Origin of the sequence: Verrucosispora sp. NA02020, from assembly GCF_013364215.1 — a bacterium.
Lineage (GTDB): Bacteria > Actinomycetota > Actinomycetes > Mycobacteriales > Micromonosporaceae > Micromonospora.
Window position 1 is genome coordinate 5,960,412 of record NZ_CP054923.1, and the last position, 16,879, is coordinate 5,977,290.

A 16,879-nucleotide genomic window follows, 5' to 3' on the forward strand; every position below is an offset into this window, starting at 1 on the left:
GAAAGGGGCCCTTCCTTACATGTCAGCTGGCTGAGGAGGTCCGCACCAGCGTCCGGATCTGCCGCAGCAGCACCGAGAGCGCGGCCAGGTCGGCGCGGGACTCGTCGAACTCCCCCATCGCCCGCTCGGCGCGGTGGATCGAGGTGGCGTTCGACTGTTCCCACTGCTGCACCCGCTCCGACGGCGAAAGGTCACCCGGCGTGGAGTCGAGCACCTCCCCGGTGAGCGCGGCCAACGCGGCGTACAGGTCGTAGCGCAGCGCCATCCGGGCCAGCGTCTGCCAGCGGTCCTCGCGAGGCAGCAGGGAGATCTTCGACAGCAGCGAGTCGACCCGGAACCGGTTCGAGAGCACGAAGTAGACCGAGGCCACCTCGCTCACGTTCCGCCCGCTGCCGGCCGCGGTCTCCACCACGTCCAGCAGACCGAAGCTGTACATCAGGCGGGTGTTGCGCTCGGCCAGCTCACGCGGCACGCCCCGCTCGGTCATCGAGTCGATGTGCGCCGCGATGCCCTCCCGCTCGGTGCCGTAGAACAGCGTCTCCAGCTTCGGCAGCAGCTCCGCCACGCCCTCCCGCAACCGGGCGATCTCGGCCGGCACGTCCAGCGGCGAACGCCGGTTGGTGACCAGCCAGCGCACCGCCCGGTCGAGCAGCCGCCGGGTGTCCAGGTAGGCGCTGGTCTGCAACTCCGGGTCGACGCGGTTGTCCAGGGCTTCGATGGCGTCCCAGACCTCCCGCAACCCGAACACCTCGCGGACCACCACGTACGCCCGGATGACGTCGGCGGCGGTGGCGGCGGTCTCCTCGACCACCCGATAGACGAACGAGATGCCGCCCCGGTTGATCGCCTCGTTGACCAGCACCGTGGTCACGATGTCGCGACGCAGCCGGTGCCGGTCCATCCGGTCGGCGAACCGCTCCCGCATCGGGGTCGGGAAGTAGTTGACCAACACCTCGTTGGTCCACTCCTCGTCGGCCAACCCCTCGGCGATGATCTCCTTCTCCAGGGCGATCTTCACGTACGCGAGCAGCACCGCGAACTCCGGCGCGGTCAGCCCGGACTCGGCGCGTACCGCCAGTTCCTCGTCCGGCGGCAACGCCTCCAGCGCCCGGTTCAACTCGCCGGAGCGTTCCAGGTGGGTGATCATCCGCCGGTGCACCGGCAGCAGCGACGCGGCCTGCGTCTGGGCGTTGTTGATCGCGCGGGCCTGGTCGTAGTTGTCCCGCAGCACCAGCTCGGCGACCTCGTCGGTCATCCGGGCCAGCAGGTCGTCCCGCTCGGGGACGGACAACTCGCCGTCGGCCACCGCCGTGTTCAGCAGGATCTTGATGTTCACCTCGTGGTCGGAGCAGTCCACCCCGGCCGCGTTGTCGATGAAGTCGGTGTACATCCGGCCGCCCGACTGGGCGTACTCGATCCGGCCCTGCTGGGTGAAGCCCAGGTTGCCGCCCTCGCCGACCACCCGGCAGCGCAGGCTGCGCCCGTCCACCCGGATCGCGTCGTTGGACTTGTCGCCCACCTCGCCGTTGGTCTGGGTGGAGGCCTTGACGTAGGTGCCGATGCCGCCGTTCCAGAACAGGTCGACCGGTGCGGTGACGATCGCCTTCATCAACTCCTGCGGGCTGATCTGCGTCACGTCGTCGGGCAGCCCGAGCACGGCGCGGACCTGCGGCGACACCGGCACCGACTTCGCGGTACGCGGGTAGACGCCGCCGCCCGCCGAGATCAGCTCGGTGTGGTAGTCCTCCCAGGTCGAACGGGAGAGCTCGAACAGCCGTTTGCGCTCGACGAACGAGGTGGCCGCATCCGGATTCGGGTCCAGGAAGATGTGCCGGTGGTCGAAGGCGGCCACCAACCGGATGTGCTCGGAGAGCAGCATCCCGTTGCCGAACACGTCGCCGGACATGTCGCCGACGCCGACCACGGTGAAGTCCTGGCTCTGGGTGTCGTGGCCCAGCTCGCGGAAGTGCCGCTTGACCGACTCCCAGGCACCCCGGGCGGTGATGCCCATCTTCTTGTGGTCGTACCCCGCCGAACCGCCGGAGGCGAACGCGTCGCCCATCCAGAAGTTGTGTGCGACGGAGATCTCGTTGGCGATGTCGGAGAAGGTCGCGGTGCCCTTGTCGGCCGCCACCACCATGTACGGGTCGTCGCTGTCGTGCCGGACCACGTCGTCGGGCGGCACGATGTCACCGGCCACGATGTTGTCGGTGACGTCCAGCAGCGCCGAGATGAACTCCTTGTAGCAGAGCACGGCCTCGTCCCGGTCGCCCGGCTTCTGCTTGAGCACGAAGCCGCCCTTGGCGCCCACCGGCACGATCACCGCGTTCTTGACCATCTGCGCCTTGACCAGGCCGAGCACCTCGGTGCGGAAGTCCTCCCGCCGGTCGGACCAGCGCAGCCCGCCCCTGGCCACCGGCCCGAACCGCAGGTGCACACCCTCGAACCGGGGCGAGTAGACGAAGATCTCGAACTTCGGCCGGGGCGCCGGCAGGTCCGGGATGGCCTGCGGGTCGAGCTTGAACGCCACGTACGACTTGGGCCGCCCGCCGACCGGCTTCTGGTAGAAGCTGGTCCGCAGGGTGGCCTGGATCAGGTTCAGGTACGCCCGCAGGATGCGGTCCTGGTCCAGGCTGGCCACGTCGTCGAGCGCGGCGTCGATCTCGGAGACCAGCTCCGCCGCCCGCTCCTCCCGCTGCTCGGCGGTGAGCGACCCCGGTTCGAACCGCGCCTCGAAGAGCCGCACCAGCAGTGTGGCCATGACGGGGTACGCGATGAACGTGGACTCCATGTAGTCCTGGGAGAAGACGGTGCCGGTCTGACGCAGGTACTTCGCGTACGCGCGCAGCACCACCACCTGCCGCCAGGTGAGCCCGGCGCGCAGCACCAGCTCGTTGAAGCCGTCCACCTCGGCCTCGCCCCGCCACGCCGCCGCGAAGGCGTTCTCCACGTGCGGGCGGACCTCGGCCAGCTCCTGGTGGCCCTCGGGCAGGCGCAGCCCGAAGTCGTACAGCCAGATCCGGCCGTCGACGCGTTCCACCTCGTACGGGTGCTCGTCGACCACCTTCACGCCGAGCGAGTGCAGCACCGGCAGCACCGCGGAGAGCATCATCGGCTCGCCGTAGCGGTAGACCTTGAACCGGACGTCCATCGACTCGTCGACATCGGACCGGACGACCGCCCGCGGCAACGGCTGCTTGCGGAACAGGTGCATCTCGAGCTGGCCGGACTCCTCCAGCAGCTCCAGCTTGGCCAGGTCCTTCATCGCCTCGTACGGCGTGTGCCCGTCCTTGTAGCCCTCCGGGAACGCGTCGGCGTACCGGGCGAACAGGTGTTTGGCCTGCTCGTCACCGAGCTTGCGTTCCAGCACCAGCCGGTAGTCGTCGTCCCACAGCCGGGTGGCGTCGGCCAGTTCCTCGGCGAGCAGGTCGGCGTCGATGTCCCCGGGCGGGCTGCTCGGGTCGGTACGCACGATGAAGTGCACCCGGGCCAGCATCGACTCGGTGACACGGGTGGTGTAGTCCACCCCGACCCCGTTCAGCTCGCGCAGCAGGATGTCCTGCATGCGCAGCCGGTTCTGGGTGGTGAACCGGTCCCGGGGCAGATAGATCAGGCAGGAGATGAACCGCCCGTACGCGTCCCGGCGCAGGAACACCCGCAGTTGCCGGCGACCCGCCATCCGCAGTACGCCGATCACCGCGTGGTAGAGGTCGTCGGTCTTGATCTGGAACAGCTCGTCGCGCGGGTACGTCTCCAGGATCTGCAACAGGTCCTTGCCGGAGTGGCTGCGCTGGCTCAGTCCGGAACGGTCCAGCACCTCGGCGACCTTGCGTCGCACCACCGGCAGCTCCTGCACGCTGGTCCGGTACGCGGCGGTGGAGAAGAGCCCGAGGAACCGCCGCTCGCCCACCACCCGACCGTCGGCGTCGAAGATCTTGAAGCCGATGTAGTCGAGGTACGCCGAGCGGTGCACGGTGGCCCGCGAGTTCGCCTTGGTGATGATCAGCAGGCGCTTCTCGGTGACCTTCTCGTGCGCCTCGGGTGTCATCGACGACAGCGCCCGCGCCTCCGGCGAGTCCTGCCGCAGGATGCCCAGCCCGGTGCCGAGCACCGCCTCCAGCGCCGGCCCGCTCTCGGCCGAGTTCTGCACCAGCCGGTACTCGCGGTACCCGAGGAAGGTGAAGTGGTCGTGGGCCAACCAGCGCAGCAGCTCGACCGAGTCGGTGATGTCCTTCTCCGGCACCGGCGGCCGGTTGTCGCTGGTCCGCGCGGCGGCCAGCTCGTCGGCGAGGGAGAGGGCCCGCTGGCGCATCTTGGGCCAGTCCTCGACGGCCTCGCGCACGTCGGTGAGCACCCGCTGCAACTCGCGGCGCAGCTTGTCGCGTACCTCCTGGTCGCGGACCGGGTCGATCTCGATCCGCATCCAGCTCTCGACCAGGTCACCGTCGATCGCGTCGTCCGGCTCCACGTCGGCGGCGACCTCGACCAGTCGTCCCAGCGGCTCACGGCGCACCACGACCAGCGGGTGCACCAGCAGGTGCACGTCCAGGTGGTGGCTGTTGAGCAGGGCGGTCACCGAGTCGACCAGGAACGGCATGTCGTCGGTGACGATCTCGACGACGCTGTGGTGCTGCTCCGCGTCGGGTGAGTGGATCCGCAGCTTCAACTCGCCCGGCACCCGCTGGTCGGCGAGCTGGCGGTGGGCGCGTGCGGCGTCGAGCATCTCCTCGGCGGTGAAGCCGATCAGCTCCTCGTCCGGCGCGAACCGCCAGAACCGACCCACCAGGGTCGCCGCGTCGTGGTCGTCGCCGGCGAGGGCGACCGCCTGGGCCACCAACCGCTCGGCGTTGGGCACCGGCTCGTCGAGTTCGGCGTCCTCCACGTCGTCCGCCAGCGCCTCTGGTGGCAGACCCAGGTCGTAGAGGGTGTCGATGCTCGAACCGGTCATCCCGGTCGTTCCTGTGTCGAGTCGGCCGTAGCCGTCTCCGTCGGTCGCCGTGTCGAAGCTGTCGTCCCGGCCGGTGTCAGCCTGCCGGAGGTCGGGTCCCGGTTTGATCGCCGGACGCCGGTCCATTCGGTGCCACTCCCCTCGACCCACCGCGTTGTGGGTCACTCTCGACGCCCAGCCTAGGCCAGACCGACCGGTCGCCCCGTCGGCGTACCACCAGCCGGACTTCCGGTGCGTGACGTCGTCCTTTCGCCCGTTGCGGTACGAGGTTCGGCCGGGTCAGGAGTACCCCGCCAGATGTTGTTCATCACACCGGCGCGGCCCCGTCTTTCGCCCACCTGGGACATCACGGGGCAACCCCAGGTGCCGCGGCGTACTAGCGTGCAGGGCAGCCCGAGCAGGAGGACCCCAGGCTGATGCACCGTGCGTACCGCAACCGTCACGTCTCGTCACGATTGGCCGCTGTCGCCGCCTGCCTCGTGATCTCGGCCACTCTGGTCGCCTGCTCCGGTGAGGACGGCCCGGAACGCAGCGTGGACGCCTTCCTCTCCGGCTGGCCCACGGGTGATCTCCAGGCGGTCGGCTTCGTCGACCCGACCGGCAGCCGGCTGGCCGCCGCCGACGTCGCTCGGGAGATCAAGGAGCTCTCCGGCGAACTGGCCGAGACGCCGCCCAAGCTGAGTCGACAGGGCAAGCCCACGGTGGAACAGGAGACCGCGACCAGCACCGTCCGCGTCGAGTGGACGCTGCCCGGCGACGTCACGTGGACGTACGACCGGCCGGTCCGGCTGGTCAAGGGACGCGACGACGTCTGGCAGGTGATCTGGGAGCCGCAGGTCCTCGCCGAGCAGCTCACCCGCGGCGACCGGCTCGGTCTGCGGCGCGACCCGGCACCCCGCGCCGGGCTGCTCGACGGTGCCGGCGCACCGCTGGTGGCCCCCCGGGCGGTGGTCCGGGTCGGGTTGGAACCCCGCGCGGTGACCGACGTGAAGGCCGTCACCCGCGACCTGGACGCGGCGTTCCGGGCGATCCGCCCGGCGATCACCCCGCCGGTCGACCTGTCCGGTCTGGCCGACCGACTCGACGAGGCGAAGCCGGACGCGTTCGTCGAGGTGGTCACGCTGCGCGACGAGGCGTTCCAGCAGATCAAGTCACGGATCGACGGCCTGCCCGGGGCCATCACCCAGAACGACGAGTTGGATCTCGCCCCCACCCGTGAGTTCGCCCGCGCGGTGCTCGGCACGGTCGACCCGGCCCAGGCCGACGACCTGACCAAGTTCCCGGACCGCTACTCCCCTGGCGACATGGTCGGGCACGGCGGCTTGCAGGGCCGCTGGGACGAACGGCTCCGCGGCGTGCCGGGCCTCACCGTGGTGGTCACCCGGGCGTCGGCGACCGGCACGGTGGAACGCACCGGCACCGAACTGTTCCGGCATGACCCGAAGCCCGGCGAGCCGGTGCGGACCAGCCTCGACGTGGCCACCCAGAACGCGGCCGACCAGGCGCTGCGCGGCGAGCGGCGACGCTCCGCCCTCGTCGCCGTCCGGATCGGCGACGGCGCGGTGCTCGCCTCCGCCAACGGCCCCGGTGCCGCCGGGGAGAACCTGGCCTTCACCGCCCAGGTCCCGCCGGGCTCCACGTTCAAGATGGTCAGCGCGCTCGGGCTGGTGGAACGCGGCGCGGTGACCCCGGACACCCGGGTCGACTGCCCCAAGACCCAGGTCGTCGACGGCCGGTCGTTCAAGAACTCGAACGACTTCGCCCTCGGCGAGGTGCCCTTCCGCACCGTCTTCGCCCGGTCCTGCAACACCACGTTCGCTGCCCTGGCACCGCAGCTCGGCGGCGACGGACTGGCCGCGACCGGCCGGACGCTCGGCCTGGAGGGCCAGTGGACGGTCGGGCTCGACGCCTTCACCGGCAAGGTCTCCGCGAACGGCGGCGCCACCGAGCAGGCCGCCGCCGCGATCGGCCAGGGCACGACCCTGGTCAGCCCGTTGGCCATGGCGGCGGCGACCGCAGCGGTGGCCAAGGGCGGTTTCACCCCGCCGAAGCTGGTGCTGGACCCCGCGCCCGAGGCGACGGCCGCGCCGGGACCGGAGCTGAACGCCGAGGCGGTGGCGGCGGTTCGGGGGATGATGCGCGAGGTCGTGACCAGCGGCACCGGCAGCGCGTTGAAGGACGCCCCGGGCGGGCCGGTGCACGGCAAGACCGGCACCGCCGAGTACGACGACGACCCGAAGAACACCCACGCCTGGTTCGTCGGCTGGCAGGGCGATGTCGCCTTCGCCGTCTTCGTGGAGAAGGGCGGCTCGGGTAGCGGCACCGCCGTGCCGATCGCCGAGCGATTCCTGCGCGCGCTGTCCCGCTGACGGCTCAGGCGGTCAGACCGCCCGGTGCCGACGCGGGCCGGGTCACGTCGTCGGCCGGGTCGACGTCGTCGACTTCGGCCTCGTCGGAGTCGACGACGCCCGGTTCCGACTCCGGGTACGCGCCGTCCGGTTCCGACGTCGGGTACGCGCCGTCCGGTTCCGGCTCCCGGTCGGTCCGGGCGTCCCGCTCGGGTTCGCCCCGGCGCTCGTCGGTCGGCGGGGCAGCGGCGACCGGTGGCACCACCGGCAGGAGCGGTCCGGCCGGTGGCGGGTCGACCGGGTCGAGGCCCCGGCGCGGGGCCGGAGCGGGACGCTCGACGGGCTCGGGACGCAGCCGGGGCGGCACCGAGCCGGGCGCGGTCACCGGGCGCAGCCCGGCCACCAGCGTGTTGACGATCTCGGCCGCGTACGCGCCGTCCGGGTCGTAGTCGGGGTCGAAGACGGTCAGCTCGACGCCGAGGCAGTGCGGGGTGTCGACCAGCCCGGCGAGCAGGATCTCCAGCTCGGCGAAGGCGATCCCACCCGGGTCGGGCGCGTCGACCGCCGGCATCACGGCCGGGTCGAGGACGTCCACATCGACGTGTACCCAGTAACCGGCGCAGTCGGCGAGCTGCTCGTGCGTCCACTGGGCGGTGCGGGCGGCGCCCTCGGCCCGCAGCGCCGGGACCGGCCGGGTCAGGATCCCGGCGGCCTGGAGGTCCAACCGGTACTCGTCCTGGGCACGGATGCCGAGCACCACCACGTCGATGTCCCGGAAGTACGGGCGTCGCCCCTCGATCGCCGCCAGGTCGGCCTGACCTCGGCCGGTGACCAGGGCGAGGTCCTCACCGGCCGCAGCGCCCACGTAGGAGGCGTTGCCCGGATGCCGGAAGTCGGAGTGCCCGTCCACGAAGACCAGGCCGATCCGGCCGCCCACCGCCTCGCCGAGCCGATGCATGGCCAGTGCCGAGCCGAGCAGGATCGAGCAGTCGCCACCCAGGATCACCGGGAACTCACCCCGGTCGATGATCGCGCCGATCCGGTCGGCCAACCCCACCGAGTAGTCGGCGATCTCCCGGGCGTGGCACACCCCGTCGCCCGGCCGCCAGTCCCCGGCGTCGTACCGGGGCGGCGTCAGATGACCGGCGTCACGGGCCCGCAGCCGGGGCAGCAGACCCTGGTCACGCAGTGCGCCGGGCGCCTTGCCGCAGCCCGGCACCGAGGTCGGCGTGGGTGGTCGCAGACCGAGGTTGCTCGGCGCGTCGAGGACGGCGATCCGACGCATCATCGACCGCTTTCGTTCGCGACTGCGGGGCTCGCAAGCTCACTGCTCGCGCTCACATGGGCTCCCGTCCTCCGATGTCGGGCGGGCCGGCATCACGCCGGCCCGCGCTGGCGTGGTAAGTGACTCAGAACAGGGCGCTGGCCAGGGCCCGACGCGCCGACGCGACCGCCGGATCCTCCGGACCGGCGATGGTGAAGAGGCCGACCAGGTGCTGTCGTACCTTCTCCCGGTCCTCCCCGGTGGTCCGCCGGACCACCGAGACCAGCCGCTGGTACGCCTGCTCGGCCAGACCGCTGAGCACCTCGATGTCGGCGGCCAGCAGTTGCGCGTCGACGTCGTCGGGGTCGGACGCGGCGGTGGCGAGCGCCGCCTGCGGGTCCGCGCCGGCCACCCGGCGGGCCAGCCCGACCTGGGCCAGCCCGGCCGCCGCCGCCGCGTCCGCCGGCGTCTCCGCCAGGATCTTGCGGTACGCCTGCTCGGCGGCGTCCAGGTCGCCGGTCATCAGGGCGTCGTCCGCCTCGTCCAGACGCGGGTCCTCCGGCTCGGCGACGGCCACGCCGCCGGCCTTGAGCACCGCCCCGATCCACTGGCGGAGCTGCGCCTCGGGGACCACGCCGGAGAAGGCGTCGACCGGCTGCCCGCCGACCACCGCGTACACCATCGGGATGCCCTGCACCCGGAACATCTGCGCCAGTCGAGGGTTGGCGTCCACGTCGACCTTGGCGAGCACCCAGGCGCCGCCGCCCTCCGCCGCCAACCGCTCCAGCACCGGGGAGAGCTGCTTGCACGGCTCGCACCACTCGGCCCAGAAGTCCACCACCACGGGTGTGGTCAGCGAGCGCTCCAGCACCTCGGACTGGAAGGTCGCCTCCGTCACGTCGATGACGGTGACGCCGCCGCCGACGGGGTTGCCGGGCGCGGCGGCGGGCGGGCCGGACTGGGCCGGTGCCGGGGTGGGACTGGGCGCGGCGGGGCGCAACGCGCTGAGGTCGACCGCGCCGCGGGTGAAGATCGACGAGGTGATCCGTGGGTCGCTCATGGTTACCTAGTCTCGCACGCGATTTGCCGAACTCAGGTGCAGCCACCGCCCGTGCGGTTGCCGCTGTCGCCCCTGCCCAGACACCCCCGCCGGAGCGGGTGTCAGAACCGGGCGGGCTCGCGGTAAACGCCCCATTCCGCACGCAGCGCGTCGCAGATCTCGCCGAGCGTGGCTTCGGCCCGGACGGCGTCGAGCATCGCCGGGATCATGTTCTCCCCGGTACGGCTCACCGCCACCATCTCCTCTACGGCCGTCCTGGCCCGGGCCTCGTCCCGGTCGGCCCTGCGCGCGGCCAGCAGCCGGCGCTGCTCCAGCTCCACCTCGTGCGAGATCCGCATGATCTCCAGTTCCTTGGCGACCGTGCCGGTGTGGCAGTTGACGCCGACGATCTTCTTGTCGCCCTTCTCCAGCGCCTGCTGGTAGACGAAGGCCGACTCGGCGATCTGGCCGGTGAACCAGCCGTCCTCGATGCCGCGCAGGATTCCGGAGGTCATCGGACCGATGGTGTGCGGACCCTCACCGCCCAGCGCGCGGATCCGGGCGAAGATCTCCTCCGCCTCCGCCTCGATCCGGTCGGTCAGCGCCTCGACGTACCACGAGCCGCCGAGCGGGTCGGCGACGTTGGTCACCCCGATCTCCTCCATCAGCACCTGCTGGGTCCTCAGGGCGATCTCGGCGGAGGAGTCGGTGGGCAGCGCCAGCGTCTCGTCCAGCGCGTTGGTGTGCAGCGAGTTGGTGCCGCCGAGCACTGCGGCGAGCGCCTCGACGGCGGTACGCACCACGTTGTTGACGGGCTGCTGGGCGGTCAGCGACACCCCGGCGGTCTGCGTGTGGAAGCGCAGCCAGAGCGCCTTCTCGCTGGTGGCGCCGTAGACGTCGCGCAGCCAGCGGGCCCAGATCCGGCGGGCGGCGCGGAACTTGGCGATCTCCTCGAAGAAGTCGACGTGCGAGTCGAAGAAGAAGCTCAGCCCCGGGGCGAAGACGTCGACGTCCATCCCGCGCGAGAGCCCCAGCTCGACGTAGCCGAACCCGTCGGCCAGCGTGTACGCCAACTCCTGCGCGGCGGTCGAGCCGGCCTCGCGGATGTGGTAGCCGGAGACGGAGAGCGGCTTGTAGCGCGGGATCTCCCGGGCGCAGTACTCCATCAGGTCGCCGATCAGACGCAGGTGCGGCTCGGGGTCGAAGAGCCACTCCTTCTGCGCGATGTACTCCTTGAAGATGTCGGTCTGCAGGGTGCCGTCGAGCGTCGACAGGTCGGCGCCCTGCCGCTCGGCGGCGACCAGGTACATGCAGAAGACCGGCACCGCCGGACCGGAGATGGTCATGCTCGTGGTGACCGCCGCCAGGTCGATGCCGTCGAAGAGCGCCTCCATGTCGACGGCGCTGTCCACCGCCACCCCGCAGTGGCCCACCTCGCCGAGCGACTGCGGGTCGTCGGAGTCGCGGCCCATCAGGGTGGGCATGTCGAAGGCGACCGAGAGACCGCCGCCGCCCGCGCCGAGGATCATCTTGTAGCGCTCGTTGGTCTGCCGGGCGTTGCCGAACCCGGCGAACTGCCGGATGGTCCAGGTCCGCCCGCGATAGCCGGTCGGGTGCAGGCCCCGCGTGTACGGGAACTCGCCCGGCCAGCCGATCCGGTCGAAGCCCGGGTACGCGGCACCCTCCGGGGGCCCGTAGACCGGCTCGACGGGCAGCCCGGAGAGCGTGGTGAAGTCCGCGTCCCGCTTGTGCGCGGCGTCGTACCGGGCCTGCCAGCGGGCCCGTCCGGCGGCGATCTCGTCGGCGTTCATCCCCGGGCTCCTCCTCGAGTCCTCGACAGCACGTCGAGTGTAGAGCCCTTACCTGAACGATCGCTAAGGAAACGCCTACCGGTCGGTAATGTCGAACCGCCCTCAGACGGCGGGACCACCGATGGCGACGTCGTCCACCCGGATGTTGATCTCGTCGACCCCCAGGCCGTACGCCTCGATCGCCTGGGTCACCCCGACCCGCACCGCCGAGGTCACCTCGGGCACCGCGTGCCCGGCGTCGATCACGATCACCAGGTTGACCACCGCCGCGCCGTTGGTGACGTGCGCCGAGCACCCGCGCCGGGCGTCACCCACCTGGTCCAGCCCGACCCGGTCGAGCACCGCGTTGAAGAACCGCGCCATGTCACCGCCCAGCTCGACCACACCGGGCACGGCCTTCGCCGCGGCCACCGCGATCTTCTCCACCACCTCGTCCGAGATGTCGGTACGACCGCCCGGCACCGCGTCCGGCGTCATCGGCAACTCCTGCGTCATCTCGTGGTCCATCTCTCTCCAGCAGCCGTCACACCACCCCACGCGCTCTGCGAAGGCGGTGCGAGCGTAACCGCCGGAGACGGTCCGCAGTGGACTACGTTCAGCCGGAGAGCTGGGCCAGCAGGGTGTCCGCAGCGGCGTACGGATCGACCGCACCGGCGGCGACCTCGGCGGCGAGCGCCGGCAACTGCGTACCGTCGCGAAGCGAGCCGATCCGGGCGCGCAGCGCGCCGAGCGCGATCGCCTCGACCTCGGCGGCGGCCCGCGCCTCCCGGCGGCGGCGCAGCTCGTCGTGCGCGACCAACCAGTCACGGTGCTTGTCGACGGCGGCGGCGACGTCGTCGATGCCCTCGCCCCGCACGGCGACCGCCCGCACCACCTGTGGCCGCCACTGCCCCGGGCCGCGCTCACCGAGCGCGATCATGCCCTGGATGTCCCGGACCGTCGCGTCGGCGCCGTCCCGGTCGGCCTTGTTCACCACGAAGATGTCGGCGATCTCCAGGATGCCGGCCTTCACCGCCTGGATCGCGTCGCCCATGCCCGGCGCGAGCAGCACCAGCGTGGTGTCGGCGAGCGAGGCCACCTCCACCTCGGCCTGCCCGACCCCGACGGTCTCCACCAGCACCACGTCGCAGCCGGCGCCCTCCAGCACCCGCACCGCCTGCGGGGTGGCCGCCGACAGCCCGCCCAGGTGACCCCGGCTGGACATCGACCGGATGTACACACCGGGGTCGGTGGCGTGGTCCTGCATCCGTACCCGGTCACCGAGGATCGCCCCACCGGTGAACGGACTGGACGGGTCGATCGCCAGCACGCCGACCCGGTGCCCCCGCGCCCGCAGCGCGCGGACCAGCTCGTTGGTGGTGGTCGACTTGCCCACCCCCGGCGAACCGGTCAACCCGACCACCTGGGCCCGGCCGGTGTGCGGTGCGAGCGCCGCCGCGATGCGCGGCAGCGTCTCGTCACCCGACTCGACCAGGGTGATCAGGCGGGCGACCGCGCGCGGGTCACCCTCGCGGGCCCGCTCGACCAGCATCGGTACGTCCCGACTGCGTCGCACCGAACCAGCCGCGGCCGGCGCGCTCCCCGTCGCCTCGCTCATGCAGCCGCCCTCGACCGCACGACCCGCCCGCGCACCGCGCCACTCGTCGTTCCCGACTGCCGGGCTCGCCGGATCGGCGTGCTCCTCGTGCTCACAGGTCGGTCTCGGTGGGGGCGGGGACGTGGATGATCAATGCGTCGCCCTGGCCACCGCCACCGCAGAGCGCCGCCGCGCCGGTGCCGCCGCCACGCCGCTTCAGCTCCATCGCCAGGGTCAGCACCAGCCGGGCGCCGGACATGCCGATCGGGTGCCCCAGCGCGATCGCGCCACCGTTGACGTTGACCTTGTCCGGGCTGATCCCGAGATCACGGGTGGACTGGATACCGACCTGGGCGAACGCCTCGTTGACCTCGATCAGGTCGAGGTCGGAGATGCCCAGCCCGCCCTTGCGCAACGCGTGCTGGATGGCGTTGGACGGCTGCGAGTGCAGGGAGTTGTCCGGGCCCGCCACGTTGCCGTGCGCGCCCACCTCGGCCAGCCAGGTCAGCCCGAGTTCCTTGGCCTTCGCCTTGCTCATCACGACCACCGCGGCGGCGCCGTCGGAGATCGGCGACGAACTGCCGGCGGTGATGGTGCCGTCCTTGGCGAAGGCCGGACGGAGCTTGCCCAACGTCTCGACGGTGGTGTCCGGACGGATGCCCTCGTCCTCGCTGACCACCAGCGGGTCACCCTTGCGCTGCGGGATGACGACCGGGGTGATCTCGTCGGCGAAGTGACCGTTCTTCTGCGCGGCGGCGGCCCGCTGGTGGCTGGCGGCGGCGAAGGCGTCCTGCTCCTCGCGGCTGATCTCCCGCTCGGCGCCGTGGCGCTCGGTGGACTCCCCCATCGAGCAGCAGTCCCACGCGTCGGTCAACCCGTCGAGCGCCATGTGGTCCTTGACCACCACGTCGCCGTACTTGTAGCCGCCCCGCTGACCGAGCAGCAGGTGGGGGGCATTGGTCATCGACTCCATGCCACCGGCCACCACCACGTCGAACTCGCCGGCCCGGATCAACTGGTCGGCCAGCGCGATCGCGTCCAGGCCGGAGAGACAGACCTTGTTGATGGTCAACGCGGGCACCGACATCGGGATGCCCGCCTCCACCGCCGCCTGGCGGGCCGGGATCTGGCCGGTACCGGCCTGGAGCACCTGCCCCATGATCACGTACTGGACCTGGTCCGGGGCCACGCCGGCACGTTCCAGTGCCGCGGAGATGGCGATACCGCCCAGTTTCGTCGCGGGTAGGTCCTTCAGGTTGCCCAGCAGGCGCCCCATCGGGGTCCGCGCGCCACTGACGATCACCGAAGCCATGACTGCCTCCGAGGGGGTGCCGACCTGTACGCCTTAACTATCGTTCGGCCAGACTAGCGTCATGCCTGAGAACTCCCCCGCCGAGCCCGCTGCCGACTATGTCACAGACATCGGTCTACGCCGCATCGACCATGTCGGGATCGCGGTCGCCGACCTCGACGCCGCGATCGACTTCTACCAACGGACCTTCGGCATGCGCTGCGTGCACACCGAGGTCAACGCCGAGCAGGGGGTACGCGAGGCGATGCTGACGGTCGGGCCGACCGCCGAGGGCGGGTGCGTGCAGCTACTCGCCCCGCTGACCCCGGAGTCGACGATCGGGAAGTTCCTCGACCGCAACGGCCCCGGCGTGCAGCAGGTCGCGTACACCGTGGCCGACATCGACGTGGCCTGTGCGGCCCTGCGCGAGCGCGGCGTACGCCTGCTGTACGAGACGCCCCGACGCGGCACCGCCGACTCCCGGATCAACTTCGTGCACCCCAAGGACGCCGGCGGCGTCCTGATCGAGCTGGTCCAACCCGCCTGAGTACCCGACGTCGAGCGCGCCGTGGTCGAGCGCGCCGTGTCGAGGCCCGACGCCGGGGGTGCGGTGCAAGGAAGGGCCCCCTGCTAACGCCTCGTGCATAGCAGGGGTCCCCTCCTAACACGCAGCGCGCCGCACGCACCGCGCCGCACGCACCCGCACCGCGCCGCACGCACCCGCACCGCGCCGTGCGCACCCGCACCGCGCCGTGCGCACCCGCACCGCGCCGTGCGCACCCGCACCGCGCCGTGCGCACCCGCAGTGCGCCGTGCGCACCCGCAGTGCGCCGTGCGCATACGCAGCTCGCCCTCACCCACACCCGAGCCGCGCCGTACCCTCGCGCAGCTCGCCCGTACGCACACGCAGCGCAGCGGATGCAGCCGCAGCTCGCCGGGACGACGCGGCTCGGGTGCGGGCGGTCGCTGTGCCCGGGTACGGCGGAGCGGACGCGACGGCTGACCTCACGGACGAGGTCCCGGTGGCCATTCGGTGAACCGCCTTTGGCTTTCCCAGAGGTACGCCGACACCCATTCGAGTGGGACGGGGGCGGCCGGAAACATAAGGACACCGGGCCCCTTTTCCGCGTCACGCTGCGTGCCATCACGCTCGCCTCGGAGCTGGCAAGATCGCCACTTCCCCCGGCGGTCCGGCGCGCTGTCGAGTTGACCATGTAATGAGGACGGCAAAGGGCGGCACGCTCTTGCGAAGCACCCCGGGGGGTCTGCCAGTATGTCCCAATGCCCCAGCAGCAGTCCTCCCCTCTCGCGTTCTTCGATAACGCGAACTCGCAGCCCGATTTCACGGTTGGCCTGCGCGGATACAACACCGGTCAGGTCGACGACTTCATCGGCCGGCTCAACGCCGCCCTGAGCCAGGCCAACAAGGATCGCGCTGACGCCGAGCAGGCGCTCAACGACGCCCAGCGCCGGCTCCGGCAGTCCGAGCAGCGGCTCACCGCCCTGGAGCAGAAGCTCACCGACACCAGCAAGCAGCTGGAGGAGAACAGCCGCCCGACGCTCTCCGGTCTCGGCACCCGGGTCGAGCAGATCCTCCGGCTCGCCGAGGAGCAGGCCAACGACCACCGCAACGAGGCCAAGCGCGAGTCGGAGGGCATCCTCTCCGCCGCCCGCCTCGAGGCGCGGGAGATCACCGACAAGGCCCGCGCCGAGGCCGCGGCCATGAAGGCCAGCGCCGAGCGGGAGGCGGGCAACGTCCGCACCGCCGCCGAGCGCGAGGCGGCCGAGGTCCGGGTGCAGGCCCGCCGGGAGGCCGACACGCTGCGCGCCGACGCGGAGCGGGAGACCAAGCAGCTGCGTACGGTGACCGCGCACGAGGTCGCCGAGCTGAAGTCGACCGTCGAGCGTGAGGTTGCCACGCTGCGGGCCACCGCCGAGCGGGAGATCACCCAGCAGCGGGCCAAGGCCGCCCGTGAGGCCGAGGAGAAGCGCGCCGAGGCGACCAAGCTGCTCACCGACGCCCGCGACAAGCGCGACAAGGACCTTCAGGCGCTGGAGCTGCAGCTCGCCGAGCGGCGGGAGAAGGCAGAGCGCGAGGAGTCCGAGCGGCACGCCGCCCAGGTCGCGCAGACCCAGAAGCTGGTCAGCGAGGCCGAGCAGCGTGCCCGGGCCGCGCAGGAGCGCGCCAAGGAGATCGAGCAGCGCGCCGAGGCCCGGCGGGTCGAGTCCGAGCGCAACGCCACCGAGACGATCGAGAAGGCCAAGGCGCTCTCCGAGCGGACCCTCAGCGAGGCTCGCGCCGAGTCGCAGCGTCTGCTCAACGAGGCGCGCACCGAGGCCGAGCTGACCACCCAGGCGGCCCGCCGCGAGGTCGAGGACCTCACCCGGCAGAAGGACGCGGTCACCTCGCAGCTCGGGCAGATGCTCTCCGGACTGGCCGGCATCGTGCCGGGCGTACCGAACAACGCGAACGCCGCCGCAGCCGACAAGCCGGCGGCCAAGAAGGCCGACGAGGCCGACGAGAAGGTCGCTGCGGAGACCACCAGCTGATCCGGCGGATCGGGGCATGATCGACGGCGCGGGGTGACACCGGGTGACGGTG

Annotated in this window: 9 protein-coding genes and 1 pseudogene; 3 read left to right on the top strand and 7 right to left on the bottom strand. The window is 71.6% G+C overall.

Features of this window, described 5'->3' with window-relative positions:
* Positions 1-22 precede the first annotated feature (22 nt).
* Positions 23-5,074, bottom strand: coding sequence for an NAD-glutamate dehydrogenase (locus tag HUT12_RS26560; RefSeq protein WP_176095086.1), 5,052 nt, complete (start codon positions 5,072-5,074; stop codon positions 23-25).
* Between the two features lie 290 nt (positions 5,075-5,364).
* Here HUT12_RS26560 and HUT12_RS26565 point away from each other — a divergent pair, with 290 nt between their 5' ends.
* Complete coding sequence (locus tag HUT12_RS26565) at positions 5,365-7,317, top strand: penicillin-binding transpeptidase domain-containing protein (protein ID WP_176095087.1); 1,953 nt, start codon at positions 5,365-5,367, stop codon at positions 7,315-7,317.
* A gap of 274 nt (positions 7,318-7,591) precedes the next feature.
* Here HUT12_RS26565 and HUT12_RS26570 read toward each other — a convergent pair.
* From HUT12_RS26570 to HUT12_RS26595, 6 genes and pseudogenes are all read right to left on the bottom strand, one after another.
* Positions 7,592-8,584 (bottom strand): annotated as a pseudogene (locus tag HUT12_RS26570) (arginase family protein); the annotation flags it as partial.
* A gap of 121 nt (positions 8,585-8,705) precedes the next feature.
* On the bottom strand, positions 8,706-9,620 hold the full coding sequence (locus HUT12_RS26575) for a tetratricopeptide repeat protein (protein WP_176095088.1): 915 nt from the start codon (positions 9,618-9,620) through the stop codon (positions 8,706-8,708).
* 101 nt (positions 9,621-9,721) lie between these two features.
* Entirely contained in the window at positions 9,722-11,410 is a 1,689-nt protein-coding gene (locus HUT12_RS26580) for a methylmalonyl-CoA mutase (RefSeq protein WP_176095089.1), read from the bottom strand.
* 102 nt (positions 11,411-11,512) lie between these two features.
* Positions 11,513-11,917, bottom strand: coding sequence for an Asp23/Gls24 family envelope stress response protein (locus HUT12_RS26585; protein ID WP_176095090.1), 405 nt, complete (start codon positions 11,915-11,917; stop codon positions 11,513-11,515).
* Positions 11,918-12,005: 88 nt separating this feature from the next.
* The gene (meaB, locus tag HUT12_RS26590) at positions 12,006-13,007 is read right to left on the bottom strand and encodes a methylmalonyl Co-A mutase-associated GTPase MeaB (RefSeq protein WP_176095091.1); all 1,002 of its coding nucleotides are present in this window, start codon (positions 13,005-13,007) and stop codon (positions 12,006-12,008) included.
* A 91-nt stretch (positions 13,008-13,098) separates the two neighbouring features.
* Positions 13,099-14,298, bottom strand: a complete 1,200-nt coding sequence (locus tag HUT12_RS26595; protein ID WP_176095092.1) for an acetyl-CoA C-acetyltransferase — start codon at positions 14,296-14,298, stop codon at positions 13,099-13,101.
* 61 nt (positions 14,299-14,359) lie between these two features.
* On the opposite strand from HUT12_RS26595, the gene mce reads away from it, so the two are divergent.
* Together mce and HUT12_RS26605 are read left to right on the top strand one after the other, a co-directional pair.
* The gene (mce, locus tag HUT12_RS26600; RefSeq protein WP_131055907.1) at positions 14,360-14,824 is read left to right on the top strand and encodes a methylmalonyl-CoA epimerase; all 465 of its coding nucleotides are present in this window, start codon (positions 14,360-14,362) and stop codon (positions 14,822-14,824) included.
* 734 nt (positions 14,825-15,558) lie between these two features.
* Positions 15,559-16,827, top strand: coding sequence for a DivIVA domain-containing protein (locus tag HUT12_RS26605; protein WP_131055905.1), 1,269 nt, complete (start codon positions 15,559-15,561; stop codon positions 16,825-16,827).
* Positions 16,828-16,879: the final 52 nt, after the last annotated feature.

What these genes read in the sequence shown, in the direction of transcription:
- HUT12_RS26560 (WP_176095086.1), bottom strand. Translation starts at nt 5,074, where the DNA reads ATGGACCGGCGTCCGGCGATCAAACCGGGACCCGACCTCCGGCAGGCT.
- HUT12_RS26565 (WP_176095087.1), top strand. Translation starts at nt 5,365, where the DNA reads ATGCACCGTGCGTACCGCAACCGTCACGTCTCGTCACGATTGGCCGCT.
- HUT12_RS26575 (WP_176095088.1), bottom strand. Translation starts at nt 9,620, where the DNA reads ATGAGCGACCCACGGATCACCTCGTCGATCTTCACCCGCGGCGCGGTC.
- HUT12_RS26580 (WP_176095089.1), bottom strand. Translation starts at nt 11,410, where the DNA reads ATGAACGCCGACGAGATCGCCGCCGGACGGGCCCGCTGGCAGGCCCGG.
- HUT12_RS26585 (WP_176095090.1), bottom strand. Translation starts at nt 11,917, where the DNA reads ATGGACCACGAGATGACGCAGGAGTTGCCGATGACGCCGGACGCGGTG.
- meaB (WP_176095091.1), bottom strand. Translation starts at nt 13,007, where the DNA reads ATGAGCGAGGCGACGGGGAGCGCGCCGGCCGCGGCTGGTTCGGTGCGA.
- HUT12_RS26595 (WP_176095092.1), bottom strand. Translation starts at nt 14,298, where the DNA reads ATGGCTTCGGTGATCGTCAGTGGCGCGCGGACCCCGATGGGGCGCCTG.
- mce (WP_131055907.1), top strand. Translation starts at nt 14,360, where the DNA reads ATGCCTGAGAACTCCCCCGCCGAGCCCGCTGCCGACTATGTCACAGAC.
- HUT12_RS26605 (WP_131055905.1), top strand. Translation starts at nt 15,559, where the DNA reads ATGCCCCAGCAGCAGTCCTCCCCTCTCGCGTTCTTCGATAACGCGAAC.